At 47.5% G+C, this 12,855-nt stretch carries 14 protein-coding genes; 2 read left to right on the forward strand and 12 right to left on the reverse strand.

From position 1 onward, the window contains the following. Positions 1–645: a site-2 protease family protein gene (locus C8D98_RS08260; protein ID WP_243640942.1), complete on the reverse strand. Its 645-nt coding sequence runs from the start codon at positions 643–645 to the stop codon at positions 1–3. 156 nt (positions 646–801) lie between these two features. Here C8D98_RS08260 and C8D98_RS08265 point away from each other — a divergent pair, with 156 nt between their 5' ends. Further along, positions 802–2,091, forward strand: a complete 1,290-nt coding sequence (locus C8D98_RS08265) for a hypothetical protein (protein ID WP_132873661.1) — start codon at positions 802–804, stop codon at positions 2,089–2,091. Here the strand turns inward: C8D98_RS08265 and C8D98_RS08270 are convergent. Next, entirely contained in the window at positions 2,088–2,411 is a 324-nt protein-coding gene (locus C8D98_RS08270; protein WP_132873662.1) for a winged helix-turn-helix transcriptional regulator, read from the reverse strand. The two genes, C8D98_RS08265 and C8D98_RS08270, sit on opposite strands and share 4 nt — an antisense overlap. A gap of 114 nt (positions 2,412–2,525) precedes the next feature. On the opposite strand from C8D98_RS08270, the gene C8D98_RS08275 reads away from it, so the two are divergent. Then, a complete protein-coding gene (locus tag C8D98_RS08275) occupies positions 2,526–3,161 on the forward strand; it encodes an NAD(P)-dependent oxidoreductase (protein WP_132873663.1) in 636 nt (211 codons plus the stop codon). 101 nt (positions 3,162–3,262) lie between these two features. Here C8D98_RS08275 and ispD read toward each other — a convergent pair whose 3' ends face one another. From ispD to glgP, 10 genes are all read right to left on the reverse strand, one after another. Continuing rightward, on the reverse strand, positions 3,263–3,943 hold the full coding sequence (gene ispD, locus C8D98_RS08280) for a 2-C-methyl-D-erythritol 4-phosphate cytidylyltransferase (RefSeq protein ID WP_132873664.1): 681 nt from the start codon (positions 3,941–3,943) through the stop codon (positions 3,263–3,265). Continuing rightward, entirely contained in the window at positions 3,940–4,914 is a 975-nt protein-coding gene (locus C8D98_RS08285) for a PIN/TRAM domain-containing protein (protein ID WP_132873665.1), read from the reverse strand. The genes ispD and C8D98_RS08285 overlap by 4 nt, the downstream gene beginning before the upstream one ends. Positions 4,915–5,031: 117 nt before the next feature. Continuing rightward, a complete protein-coding gene (locus tag C8D98_RS08290; protein ID WP_132873666.1) occupies positions 5,032–5,856 on the reverse strand; it encodes a YggT family protein in 825 nt (274 codons plus the stop codon). Between the two features lie 11 nt (positions 5,857–5,867). Beyond that, positions 5,868–6,545: a YggS family pyridoxal phosphate-dependent enzyme gene (locus C8D98_RS08295; protein WP_132873667.1), complete on the reverse strand. Its 678-nt coding sequence runs from the start codon at positions 6,543–6,545 to the stop codon at positions 5,868–5,870. Further along, positions 6,535–7,278, reverse strand: coding sequence for a purine nucleoside phosphorylase YfiH/LACC1 family protein (locus C8D98_RS08300; RefSeq protein ID WP_132873668.1), 744 nt, complete (start codon positions 7,276–7,278; stop codon positions 6,535–6,537). Before C8D98_RS08300 ends, C8D98_RS08295 begins: the two co-directional genes overlap by 11 nt. 96 nt (positions 7,279–7,374) lie before the next feature. Beyond that, positions 7,375–7,827, reverse strand: coding sequence for a VOC family protein (locus C8D98_RS08305; protein WP_132873669.1), 453 nt, complete (start codon positions 7,825–7,827; stop codon positions 7,375–7,377). 24 nt (positions 7,828–7,851) lie between these two features. Continuing rightward, a complete protein-coding gene (locus C8D98_RS08310; RefSeq protein ID WP_132873670.1) occupies positions 7,852–8,598 on the reverse strand; it encodes a helix-turn-helix domain-containing protein in 747 nt (248 codons plus the stop codon). Between the two features lies 1 nt (position 8,599). After that, positions 8,600–9,751, reverse strand: a complete 1,152-nt coding sequence (locus tag C8D98_RS08315; protein ID WP_243640943.1) for an MFS transporter — start codon at positions 9,749–9,751, stop codon at positions 8,600–8,602. Then, positions 9,748–10,242, reverse strand: coding sequence for a PaaI family thioesterase (locus C8D98_RS08320; RefSeq protein WP_132873671.1), 495 nt, complete (start codon positions 10,240–10,242; stop codon positions 9,748–9,750). Before C8D98_RS08320 ends, C8D98_RS08315 begins: the two co-directional genes overlap by 4 nt. Beyond that, entirely contained in the window at positions 10,239–12,791 is a 2,553-nt protein-coding gene (gene glgP, locus C8D98_RS08325) for an alpha-glucan family phosphorylase (protein WP_132873672.1), read from the reverse strand. Before glgP ends, C8D98_RS08320 begins: the two co-directional genes overlap by 4 nt. Positions 12,792–12,855: the final 64 nt, after the last annotated feature.

The following is a 12,855-nucleotide window of genomic DNA, read 5'->3' on the forward strand; positions in this document are numbered from 1 at the left end:
CTACAGCAGTATATTCATAAAAAAATTCATTACAGGCATAAGGATATAGTCAATCGCCCTTGTCAGAAACAGCACAAGGATGATTATGAAACCGTATCTTTCGATGGCGGCAAACTTCACCGCTTTGTCATAGGGAAGGAAATTCGTAACAATGCGGCCTCCGTCAAGAGGAGGAATGGGGATCAGGTTGAAGATGAACAGCGCAAGGTTGATTGAAACCGAGAGCTTAAGCATCCCCGCCAGAGGCACCAGAATCTTGTATGCCAGTCCGTCCGCCTGAACCTCAATATTATACATCAGACGGAGCGCAACGGCTGAAACTATCGCCAGCGCAAGGTTTGATGCAGGACCCGCAACAGCGACAATGGCAGGGCCGTATCTTGTTTTGCGGTAAAGGTTTGCGTAGTTCACCGGAACGGGTTTTGCCCAGCCGAAAAGGCGGGTTATGATTAAAAACAGCAGTCCGAACAGGTCTATATGCGCAATGGGGTTAAGCGTCAGCCTGCCTGCTCTTTTTGCCGTATCGTCCCCAAGAAGGTATGCGCTCATGCCGTGGGAAAACTCATGCACGGTGATGGCGAACATGAAAGGGACTATTGCCAGTGATATGAACCGTATGTATTCAGCTATATTAAAATCCATCATAATTATTTATCACCTCTTACATTTCAAGTCAAAGACTTTACAAAATGCATTACGTTCAATTTCGAAACAGTAATTCTGAGAATATGAACAATAATGCTGTTCAAATGAAAAATATATACTATAATTTACAATGTTTATCGTTTACTGTGAGAAGATATGAAAAATATCGAACATAACAATATATTTGAACTGATTGCGCTTGATACAGGACTATCCGAAGACGAACTGCCAACCCGGCTGAGAAGCATGGGCAGGCGTTCCTTTGTTGAATATACCTCAAAAAACGGCCTTTCTCTGTTAAAAAACCCCATGTCTTTCGGCTCGGAGGTCACAGACCCCACGGGGAAGATACTCATAAACTCCGGAGTGCCTGTCGGCAAATATTTTGAGGCTCTGCTGGACAGATACGTCAACGACGACAGGTTCCACACGTCCCCCATAAAGATAGAATGTACGTCCGATGTACTGAACTATTACCGGAGCAAGTCCTATGAGCGCGTGGGGATGATACTTAACGATTTTGTCTTTACTCAGGACAAGTTCGCCACTTTTTACAGCAAGATTAAAGAGAATAAATTCGACATAAAGGCCATGGATGTCTTCAACAGAGCCATAGACCACATGCTCTCCTCCCCGGACGGCATAATGGCCATGGTAAAGCTGTTCAAGAACGCCACTGAAAAGCGTGAACTGATAACCGACAACATAAACTCGGCATTCATAAGCCTTGTCCTCTCGCCTTTCGCTCGTCACAACATTCTGACGGACGATTCCGGCGGCTTCCTTATGAAAATTGCCCTCACCTCAATAATGCAGAACATCGCAGAACTGATGGACTGCGGCTATAACCCCGACTGCATCGACCGTTCGGCAAAAATAGCCAAGTCTCTGATAAATGACGACACTGTCGAGGAAGCCATCCGGATGAAAACCTATGCGGACGGCGACAAATCCGTGCCTATATTCTTCGATCAGGTGAACAGAAAAAACTTCTTCCTGCGCCTGCTGGTAACGGTTAACCTTTTTGTGGAGCTGGTTAAGATAAACAAAACAGACCCCGCCAATCTTGAGGTGCACAAGTCGCTCTATGAGCTTGCGGAGCTTGGCTATGCTGACAGAGAGATGGTATCTTTCATCGGAAAACTCTTCCTGCCGGCTGTTAAATCGCTGGTTCTGGAATACGCATACAAGATAAAGAACAGCTGCGGCGCAGACCCTATCATATGGAGCACCATCGGCGATATGCTCCCCGTTAAATTCCTTTGCCCCAAGGCGGAATGCCTTCATACGGGACAGCATAAAACGTTTATACCGGAAGATGTTAAGATAGAAGCCGACAGCGTTTACCAGACAAGGATAAACGCCGGAATGTATCATACATGCAAACTGCTCACCGAAAAACTTCAGGACTACTACAAGACGGTATCCCAGAGATCCGAGGACTAGGCGTTCACCCTTTCCTTATAGCTGTCGCCCCACTCTGCCATCGAATCCAGAACCGTTCTCAGGCTGTATCCGGTGTCGGTCAGAGTATATTCCACTCTGGGCGGAACCTCTGCATAAACCTTTCTGGTCAGCAGACAGTTCTCCTCCATATCACGAAGATTCGCCGTCAAAACCTTCTGCGTGATCCCTTCCATTGACTTTTTCAGCTCTCCGAAACGCTTTGTTCCATCCATAAGATCCCGGATTATCAGAACTTTCCATTTGTTTCCCAGCAGATCAATAGTCAGCTCCACAGGGCATGCGGGCAGTTGTTTCACCATGTCAGTCTCCATTAGTATCCAAAAGGTAACTATAGCACATTTTTGTGCTTACTTTACAATAAGCCCCTAAGGACATACTTTATCCTTATTGATACTGATTTCAAGGAGAAAGTTATGAAAATTGCAGTTATCGGAGCCACGGGAAAACAGGGACAAATGCTGGTCAGAGAGGCACTGCTGAGGGGACATGATGTCACGGCTGTTGTCAGGAACAGATCAAAACTCGGAGATTTCAGCGGCAGAATCATTGAAAAAGATATTCTTGCGCTGACATATGACGACCTTAAGGACAATGAAGTTATAATAGACGCATTCGGAACCGGAATGAACGATGATGTGATGCTTCACCAGACTACAATGAAGCATCTTGCGGACATTCTGTCGGGCAAACCCAACAGGCTGCTTGTTGTGGGCGGAGCCAGCACCCTCTATGTTGATGCTGAACATAAGGTTCGCCTGCTTGATACACCCGAATTTCCGGACGCATGGAAACCTGTTGCAACAAGCATGGCTGATGCGTTTGATGCCCTTAAAAAACGTGACGATGTCAATTGGACGTTCTTAAGTCCCGCCGCCTTTTTTATGTATGAGGGTACACGCACGGGAAAATATAAGGTCGGCGGAGACGAACTGATACTCAACTCCGAGGGAAAAAGCGAGATAAGCTATGCGGACTACGCAATAGCAATGCTTGATGAAGCGGAAAACCCCAAACACATTAAAAAGAGATTTACAGTTGTTTCAGAATAATATACAGGGAGCTTCGGCTCCCTTTTCAATTGAGATTCTTCGTTGCACTCAGAATGACAGTCTTTTGTAAGTCTTCGTCATTCTGAGCAAAGCGAAGAATCTCATTCCCCGAAATACTTATTAACAAGCCCTTCGGTCATATTAATGTCGTTCAGATAGGTTATTTTGATATTATCAGGCAGTGACGGCGTCCATCTTACATCCACTCCGTAAAGCTCCATCGCCTGCGCTTCGTCAGTGATGAGAATCCCCCGCTCGTCAGCATTCTCAACCGCTTTTTTAAGCAGTGCGGTTCTGAAAACCTGCGGTGTGTGAGAAAGGATATATTCGTCACGGCTGACAGTTTTTTCCACCGTGTCTTTTGCTATCTTTTTCAGCGTATCTCTCACCTGAAGCCCGCATATAGCCGCTCCGGTGTCCTTTGCCGCCTCAACCACCGAGCGGACCACATCAGGAGTTATGAACGGCCTGACAGCATCATGTATCAGCACGTATTCTGTGGTTACAGCTTTCAGACAGTTGTAGACAGTTTCGTATCTTTCGCCGCCGCCCTGCACCAGCTGATAAGACTTTATGTCCGCCTGAGCAAGCTGTGAATAGAGATAATAGAAGTCGTCAGGATTTGCGCCGAGGATAAATTCTTTGAAGGGATAGGCTCTGTTCAGAGCCTTCAGGGTGTAATACATAACAGTATGGTCAAAAATTTCGAAAAACTGCTTTTTAACATCGCCGCCGAAACGTTTGCCCATTCCGGCGGCGGGTATTACTGCGGTTATATTCAATACTTCACCTTAGTGAAAATTATACGTCCGGACTCAGTTTGCAAAAGGCTGGTAACGTTGACTTTAACAGATTTTCCTATCAGTCTGCGGCCGTTCTCGACAACAACCATAGTACCATCGTCCAGATAGCCCACGCCCTGATTGGACTCCTTACCCTCTTTAACCACGCTTATCTCAAACTCTTCACCGGGAAGAACCGACTGGCGCATGGCCATTGAAAGGGTATTTATGTTCAGAACCTTGATATTCTGAATTTCCGCAACCTTAAGCAGGTTGAAATCCGTTGTAATGATGTCTGCTTTCAGCTTTTTTGCCAGAGCAACAAGCTTTTCGTCAACCGTTGCCACATCAGGAAAATCGCTGTTGTTTATCTCAACAGGCAGCAGGGTCTGCTCCTGAAGCCTCTGGAGAACGTCCAGTCCTCTGCGTCCCTTCTGTCTGCGAAGGTGGTCATGGGAGTCGGCGATGTTCTGGAGTTCTTTCAGAACGAAAGTGGGGATCACCAATCCGCCCTCAATAAGCCCCGTATCGACTATATCTGCCATGCGGCCGTCAATAAGTGTTGAGGTATCAAGTATTTTGGGCGAAGCGCTGAATTTGATGAATTTCGGCTGTTTCGCCATCAGTTTTGAAAGAGCACCCTCTAGAATCCATGAGAATTTTTGTCCGGTGTTCACACCCAGATACAGTACGAAGAAATAGAGAGCCAGCCTGAGAGCTTCGTTTTTGAAATATGCATCAAATATTGATGCGATTGAATAGCCTATCACCAGAAACAGGATAGCGCCGACAGCTCCCGCAAAGAACTTATAGCTTTTGATATCAGCTACTAAGGTTTCGATAAAGACGATTGCGAATATTACTCCCAGAGAATAAAGAATTGCCGGAAGCATCTCTATGCCCAGAGTGTCTCTGGCCAAAACGAATGCCACCATTATGAAAATTGCGTATAAGACCCTGAAAATCCACATAAAATCCTCTTAGTTAGTATTTTCCGGGTGCGGATGCTCCGCCTCCCCTGCACAGAATTTCCGTGCACCTGCCGCCGTGCTTTCACACGGTAAAAAGGCAGCCGTTTCAGTATGATGTCAAAGCATCATTCCGATGAGCCTGAGGAGCATGTTCTTGAGAAAATACAGCAGGAAGATCAGGATCATAGGGCTTAAATCCACCGGCCCCAAAGGGGGGATCATGCGGCTGAAGGGTATCAGAACCGGATCAGTCAGCGCATGGATGGTCTGAACAACGGGGTTCGAAGGATCGGGGCTTACCCAGCTCATAAGAGCGCGGATAATGATGATCCAGATATAGATACCCAGAAGGCTGACCATGGACAAAAGACCTGATTTGAGAGACATGAACATTGATGAAGTAAGACTGGATGAAACAAATGAAAAATCTGTTCCGTGCTGCATAAAAAGAATTACTGCTCCGTTAACCACGGTAAAAAATGCGAAAACAAGCAATATGGCGGGAATGACCACCGCATTGCTTTTGATAGGAAAAACAACCCTTACCGCCTTAACCCAGAAGGATGCGAGACGGTTAAAATACATTGTAAAATATGACATACGGCTGTTGCCGACAAAAACACCGAGAATGATACAGACGATGTAGAACATCATCATGAAGGTCAGCATCTCCGAAACTGCAAAAAACGAAGCGACTGCAATGCTCATTCCGCCCAATGCGTAATACATCAGCGCAATGAGAACCGCCGCAATCAGAACGAAGACGAATGTAAGGTTGTCTGCGTTTTTCTTGTTCAGTTTCAATGCTTTTTCAATAAGAGGATCGGTGAGTCTGCCCACTATTTTGCCGATGGGGTTAAAATAAAGCTCCTGTCTGGTCATGACACTGCGCAGAAGCAGAATGACAAGATAAGATTTTATCAGCATTGAAATTATCGGCATTGTATCCCCTTTTATCTTCCGCTGAAAAGAGCCGTGCCTATGCGCACCATGGTACTGCCCTCTTCAACCGCAATTGTGTAATCATCGCTCATGCCCATGGATAAAATTTCCATGGTGTACTCTTTACCGACAGACAGTCTGTCGAAAAGTTCTTTCATGGCAGCGAAATATTTCCTGTTTTTCTCTTCCTCGTCCGTCAGCGGAGGAATCATCATCAGCCCTCTGATCCTAAGGTTGGGCATCTGCGAGATCCTGTCGCAAAGAGCCTCGGCTCCATCTCCCGAAACACCCGATTTATCAGGGTCATCGGCTATATTCACCTGAACGAGTATATCCTGTATCCGACCAATTTTGCCGAAATATTTATCAAGCTCCTCTGCCAGCCTTTCGCTGTCAACAGAGTGGATCAGGCTGAAATTTGAGCCGAGATATTTCACTTTGTTGGTCTGAAGATGACCGATAAAATGAAACTCAAGCTCTTTAAGCTCTTTCAATATTTCAACTTTTTCATTCGCATCCTGAACACGGCTTTCACCGAACACCCTGTGTCCCTGTTCGTATGCGTCTTTTATGGCATCGGCGGGGTAATATTTGCTCACCGCCACTACATCTACTTTATCACTTCTTTCGGCTTTTTTCAGCGAAGCATCAATATTTTTCTGAATTTCGGCCAGCCGATCAGAGAACATCGCCTCTCCTTACGATAACGCCCATCATGCGTCCGGTTACCCCTTTGTCCCTTCTGTGGGAATAGAGGTCGGGATCGGCAAATGTGCAGTTACGTATATGTTCAATGTTTCTTATGCCCGCTTTGGAGAGGTTCTGCTCGATAACGGTGCGCAGGCTGAGGAACATTCTGCCGTCCTTGACCACTATGCTGTCGTGGCAGATTTTTCCGAAGACGTCGGCCAGTTCGGGACCTATCTCATAATTTTCGCATGAGATTCCGGGACCTATTCCAGCGAAAACGGGAAAATCGCCGTGGCGTTCGAACATGCGTATGGCCTCGCTCATAATGTCGGATGAAACGGATTTATGACCGCAGTGCAGAGCGGCTATGCCCTTTCTGCCCGCCATAAAGACATTGTAACAGTCGGCAGTGAGCACACCGAGAGCAACATTCTTTTCAACGGTGAAAAGTCCGTCCCCTTCGCTGTACATCACCTCATGATAATTCCCGGAAGTAACCTCATAGACCCTGTTTCCGTGCACCTGATTGAGGTTCACCAGAGTTTTAAGGTTAAAGGCGGTTTTAAGAAGCTCTATATTCTTCATGCCGATGCGGTGGTCTTCGCCTGTGCTGACCGCAAGGTTCATACTGCCGTATTCCCCTTTGCTGTAGCCTCCGTGGCGTGTTGTGACAAAGCACTCCACAGTATCGGGCAGTGTTTTATAAGAATTGATGATTATCCGGTTATCCATATAAGCGTAGTTCCCCTATTTTGCGCTTATAATACAACCGCTTAGTCAGTTCTTCAAGTATTAAAACGAAAAAACTCCGCCAAAGCGGAGTTAATTTTATAAACTGTCCAGAAGTTCCTTCGGCGTATGAGTCCGTGCGCTTATCTCGTCGTCGGTCATTCCTTGCGCCCTGAACCTTCTGATGGTTTCAGAAAGTTTTTCACCTACTTCGATAAGATGTCCGTCCGGATCGGTAATCCTGAACGTAAGCTGCCCCCATGGCTGCTCCGCCAGCGGATTCACAACTCTGGCCGACTTTGATATCCTGTCATAGTCAGCCTGAATGCTGTCACTTTCGAAAAACAGCTCGAAAAGCGCCGCCCTGTCGTCGGATACCTTTCCGAAAATAAGCCCCTGAGCCATGCTTCTGTTCCAGACAGCTACGCCGCACTTGAAAAGCGCATGCTCACCGTTGTCCATCAGCAGTTCAAGCTCCATCACATCCCTGTAAAACGCCATGGCCGCTCGCACATCATCACTCAGAACAGCCGTTCCGCCGTATTTAACCATAGAGCACCTCCGTATCCCAGAGTATCATAAGCATCCTGACGGAAATTGTATAAATCGGACACCTAGCGAATCTTTATACCGCAAAAAATCTGACGGTCTGGTTCCGGCAAATCTTCTGAAATCTTTTATAAAGTGTGACTGGTCGCAGTATCCGGAATCATAAGCTATTTCTGTCATAGACTTTTTTTCACTGAGAACAAGTTCCAGAGCATGTCTGAACCTTTTAACAGCTATCATTCTGACCGGAGACACCCCTGTGTGCGCCAGAAACGCCCTGCTGACGGTCTTCTCCGAACATTTGAAATAGTCAGATATGTCGCCGATTCCGGCGAAGGATTCAGACAGCCAGAAGGCTATCAAGGGGTTAAGGTTGTTTATCAGGCCGGAGAATATCCGGTCAAACCCTTCCGTTGTGGCGGCTTCAAACTGTTTTGATATATGCTCGGCCAGTCCTTTTTCAAGGATATCTGAAAGAAAAGTTCCGTCGGCTATTACACCGGCGGGAATGCCTGTCAGAGCGGTGAATCCGCCCGGACGGAAACGTATACCCGCCATATCCACCATGCCGTTCAGCGGTACATGTGCAAGCTCCGCACCTGTGCCCACCATTTTGGCGATATGTTCAGTGCGGTCATAGATAATATCACAGCATCCATCCGCAAACACAGGAAACATGACAGTGTCACGATAAAAACCTTTTGAAACCCAGTATGCCGAAATGTACGGCGTAAGGTGTACGGCGGGTTTTGTCTCGTAATAGACAGGCTCCATGCTACGCCTTCTGGTGTTTTTGAAGATGAGACGGTATCAGCTGGGTGAGGCCGAGCGACATGAGTGTCAGCACTGCGGCAACGATGAACGGTATCCGTTTGTCTATCATCCAGAGAATCCCGCCCGCAAATGGTATGAAAACGGCGGCGATGTGATTTATGGTGAATCCCATGGCGGAACCGTTGGCAAAATCCTCCGGTTCGGCTATTTTCTGATAAAAAGTTCTGATGGATATGACAAAACTATACACGAGATTGTCAACGATGTAGAGCAGAGCCACAAGAATTTTGCTGTCGAGGAACGCATAGCCTATAAAAACGAAAACAAGTGTGCTGTATTCGATACTCAGCAGTCTCCGCTCGCCGTATTTATTGATCATTCTGCCGATGACGGGGTTAAAAAAGAAACTGACCATGTTGTTGACGATGAAGAGAATTGCAATCTCTTTGGTGGAAAATCCGAATTTCTCAACCATAAGAAATACTGCAAAGGCTGTGAAAACCTGTCTTCTGGCTCCGGAAAGAAATGTCAGCGCATAATAGAGCCAGTATTTCCACTTGAGCTGGAGTTTTTTCTTCTGAACGGGAAGGCTTGAATCCACAGGGTTCAGCTTCAGACAGTAGAGCCCCGCCGCAACGGCAAGCATTCCGGTTATAAGAAAAATATACTTATATTCCATAAATTTGAGCAGAACGATAACCAGCACTCCCGCAGCTATGTTTCCGCCTGCGGCAACACTTCTCAGGCGGCTCAGAACCAGCGGAGTCTCAAGTTTATTGAAATACTGCAAGGTCAGCGACTGGTTAACCGTTTCAAAGAAATGGAACCCGAAAGACATTATCAGAGTTGAAACTATGACACCCATAGGGGTGGGCAGATAGCCGGTAACGGCGATTCCAAGCCCCAGAACGATAAGACTGACAACGGCCAGCTTATGCTCCGGCAGAACAACGATTGCCAGAATCACCAGAAGGGACAGAAAGCCCGGAATCTCCCGCACAGACTGGGTCAGCCCCATATAAAAGCCGTCTATTCCGGCATTTTCCACCGCAAAGTTGTTGAATATGGTCGACCAGCTCTGAAACGAGATGTAAACAGCAAGATTTAAAAGAAGCAGGAACAGAAACATGTCCCTGCGGTTTTCACGAATCACTTAAGATACCTTCTGCATTTTTCGTGATAAACGACACCCTCCTCCATTATGAGGTATTGTATCGTCTCATTCATTTTTTCCTGCGGAATCGGTATGAACCGTCCGTGGGCGGATGCGTAAACGTTCCCGGACAGGTCTTTCAGCTCGCCCGCAACCTCGCATATCCCTTTGTTCATGCCCTGATATCTGGCTTCCACCAGCAATTCGGTCATGGTTGGGGTGTTTTTCCGGAATTTAACCTCCAGACTGCGTGTGAAACACAGCCTGTCCAGCGATTCCTCAAAAATGAACGGAGCCCACCCCATTGTCTCGTCAAGCAGTGCCGTGCAGATGCCTCCGTGGACAACGTCCTTGAAGCCGCAATAGTCAGCCGGAACGAACACATCGCTGTAAAGCATTCCGTTCTCTGCATAAAACCTATGTTTCAATCCCACCGGATTATGCTGCCCGCAGATAAAGCAGCCCGTTGAGTGGGGAATGTATTCTCTCATTTAGCCCACATCACCAGATTGAGCTCAAATATATTTTTGAGATACTTATGGCAGGGAACAACCGCAAAAGCGACCTTCATCTTGCCTGCGTTCTCAATTCTGAAATCAGCTTTATAGGTGCTGACATCGCCGCCGTTTTCTGCAAAATCCAGCCTGATGAACTCCGGATTGGTCAGTTTTCCGCTTTCGCCGTCAAACTCAACCACAGCATAAACAGCATAGCTTTCGGAAGCTATCTTAGGAGATCTAACCCTCGCCTCAAATGTCACACTGCCGCCCATTTCAAGGGATTCGGCATAGACGTTGGTCTCTATTATCTCCATGTCGCTCCATCCGCCGATAACATTATCTTTCCAGTCAAGATACTTAGCCGCACCTTCGAAACCATTGGGTGAGATATCGGCATAAAGCTCATGAAGAGGAACATAATATTTATCAGTGTAGTCGACAACCATTCTGGATGTGTTAAAGAATGCAGCGCAGACCTTTACAGCCTGCTTCATCATATGCGTCCACTCTCTGGGGATGCCAACTCTGTCACGGTTGTAGAACAGGGGGATTATCTCGTTCTCAAGCTTGTCGTAAAGCTCCATGCTCTCGACAAAATCCTGATACTCCTGCCTGTCGTACTCCTCGCCAGCTCCGATGGCCCATCCGGTCTCGCCGTTGTAGCCTTCCGCCCACCATCCGTCAAGGATCGACAGGTTCAGGCCGCCGTTGGCCGCTATCTTCATGCCGCTGGTTCCTGATGCCTCCATGGGGCGCAGAGGGGTGTTCAGCCAAATATCCACGCCGTGGGCGAGGTGTCTGGCCACTTCTATGTCATAGTCTTCAATGAAGACTATTTTATCTCTGAATTCAGGTTTGCGGCAGATATGGAATATCTTTTTGATGATCTCTTTTCCGCCGTCATCCTTCGGGTGTGCCTTGCCCGCTATGATGATCTGAACGGGTTTTTCGGGATTATTCAGTATTTTTGCCAGCCTCTCTTCGTCCATGAACAGCAGATAGCCGCGTTTATAGGTCGCAAATCTGCGTGCGAAGCCGATGGTGAGGGTGTCGGTGTTGAGAACGTCGTCCGCCTTGGTGATCTCGCTGGCGGTTCCGCCACGCTTCATAACCTGTTTTTTCAGCCTCTCACGGGCAAAAAGGACAAGCCTCTCCCTCTGTTTGCGTTTGGCTTCGAAAAATGCGTTGTCGGGTATCTTTTCAATATCCTGCCACACTGCGAAGTCATAGGGCTTGTAGTACCATGCCTCTGAAAGGTATCTGGTGTATATCGCCTTGAAACTTTCGGCTATGAAAGTAGGCAGGTGGACACCGTTCGTAACGTGACCTATCGGCACATGACCGTCCAGAGCGTTGCTCCAGAGGTTCTTGAACATCTGCCTTGAAACCTCTCCGTGGAGGGCACTGACGCCGTTACGGAAGGTGCTGAGGCGGATGCCTGCGATGGCCATTGCAAAGTCCTCGGACTCGTTGAACGGGTTCTCACGGCCGAAGCCCATTATCTGGTTGATATTGAAACCTGACGGTTCGAATATGGGGCCGAGGTATTTTTTTATCTGTTCAAAGCTGAACACGTCAAAACCTGCGGGAACGGGTGTGTGGGTGGTGAAAAGAGTGCTCTTTTTGACCACTTCCGCTGCATGGCGCAGTCCCATTCCGTCTTCAACATACTGCCTGATGCGCTCCAGAGCCGCAAAAGACGGGTGACCTTCGTTCAGGTGGAACACGGTGGGTTTGATTCCGATGGCTTTCAGCGCCCTTACCCCTGCGATGCCCAGAATTATCTCCTGTTTCATACGCAGATCTGAATCGCCGCCGTAAAGCTGTGCGGTGATGCCTCTGTTCTGGGGCGTGTTGCTGATAAGGTCGGTATCGAGCAGATAAAGGGTTATCCCGCCGACCTCCATTTTCCAGACCTTAACGTCCACATCATTTTCGGCTATGCGCACTTTAACATATATTGAGTTGCCGTCCTTGTCCTTAACAGGTGAGACGGGCATACGGTGAAATTCGTTGTAAGGAATCGACTGCTGCTGCCAGCCGTCGGAGTTAAGATACTGGTGGAAATACCCGTTTCTGTAAAGCAGACCCACCGCCACAAAAGGCAGACCAAGGTCGCTTGCGGATTTGCAGTGGTCGCCGGAGAGAACCCCGAGACCGCCGGAATAGAGCTTAACGGATTCGTGTATGCCGTATTCCGCACTGAAATAGGCTATCTGCATTCCCTCTTCCCTTTTGCCGCTGTGGGCGAGGTCAAACCATTTGGGAAGCATTCTGTATTCGTTCAGGCGTTCGTATACGTTGTCCATGAAATTCATGAAAACAGGGTCGCCAACCAGTCTGCGGAAGTCTTTGTCGGTAAGTTTCGACAGCATCCAGACGGGGTTGTGCTCGCATTGCTCCCAAAGCTCCATGCTTATCATGCGGAAAAGCTCTCTGGCTTCCCAGTTCCAGCTGTACCACAGGTTGTGGGCTATCATTTCCAGCGGACGGAGTTTGTCGGGGAGTTTTGTCTTCACGTTAAATTCATAAACTTTCATAGAACCACCCTTACTTCTTGATACATTATACTAACACATAAATAATAATTTTTATAATTATAAT

This window comes from Seleniivibrio woodruffii (assembly GCF_004339245.1).
Taxonomy (GTDB): Bacteria; Chrysiogenota; Deferribacteres; order Deferribacterales; family Geovibrionaceae; genus Seleniivibrio; species Seleniivibrio woodruffii.

What these genes read in the sequence shown, in the direction of transcription:
- C8D98_RS08270 (WP_132873662.1), bottom strand. Translation starts at nt 2,411, where the DNA reads ATGGTGAAACAACTGCCCGCATGCCCTGTGGAGCTGACTATTGATCTG.
- C8D98_RS08295 (WP_132873667.1), bottom strand. Translation starts at nt 6,545, where the DNA reads ATGTTCTCTGATCGGCTGGCCGAAATTCAGAAAAATATTGATGCTTCG.
- C8D98_RS08260 (WP_243640942.1), bottom strand. Translation starts at nt 645, where the DNA reads ATGATGGATTTTAATATAGCTGAATACATACGGTTCATATCACTGGCA.
- C8D98_RS08305 (WP_132873669.1), bottom strand. Translation starts at nt 7,827, where the DNA reads ATGGTTAAATACGGCGGAACGGCTGTTCTGAGTGATGATGTGCGAGCG.
- C8D98_RS08275 (WP_132873663.1), top strand. Translation starts at nt 2,526, where the DNA reads ATGAAAATTGCAGTTATCGGAGCCACGGGAAAACAGGGACAAATGCTG.
- glgP (WP_132873672.1), bottom strand. Translation starts at nt 12,791, where the DNA reads ATGAAAGTTTATGAATTTAACGTGAAGACAAAACTCCCCGACAAACTC.
- C8D98_RS08300 (WP_132873668.1), bottom strand. Translation starts at nt 7,278, where the DNA reads ATGGATAACCGGATAATCATCAATTCTTATAAAACACTGCCCGATACT.
- C8D98_RS08265 (WP_132873661.1), top strand. Translation starts at nt 802, where the DNA reads ATGAAAAATATCGAACATAACAATATATTTGAACTGATTGCGCTTGAT.
- C8D98_RS08320 (WP_132873671.1), bottom strand. Translation starts at nt 10,242, where the DNA reads ATGAGAGAATACATTCCCCACTCAACGGGCTGCTTTATCTGCGGGCAG.
- C8D98_RS08290 (WP_132873666.1), bottom strand. Translation starts at nt 5,856, where the DNA reads ATGCCGATAATTTCAATGCTGATAAAATCTTATCTTGTCATTCTGCTT.
- C8D98_RS08285 (WP_132873665.1), bottom strand. Translation starts at nt 4,914, where the DNA reads ATGTGGATTTTCAGGGTCTTATACGCAATTTTCATAATGGTGGCATTC.
- C8D98_RS08310 (WP_132873670.1), bottom strand. Translation starts at nt 8,598, where the DNA reads ATGGAGCCTGTCTATTACGAGACAAAACCCGCCGTACACCTTACGCCG.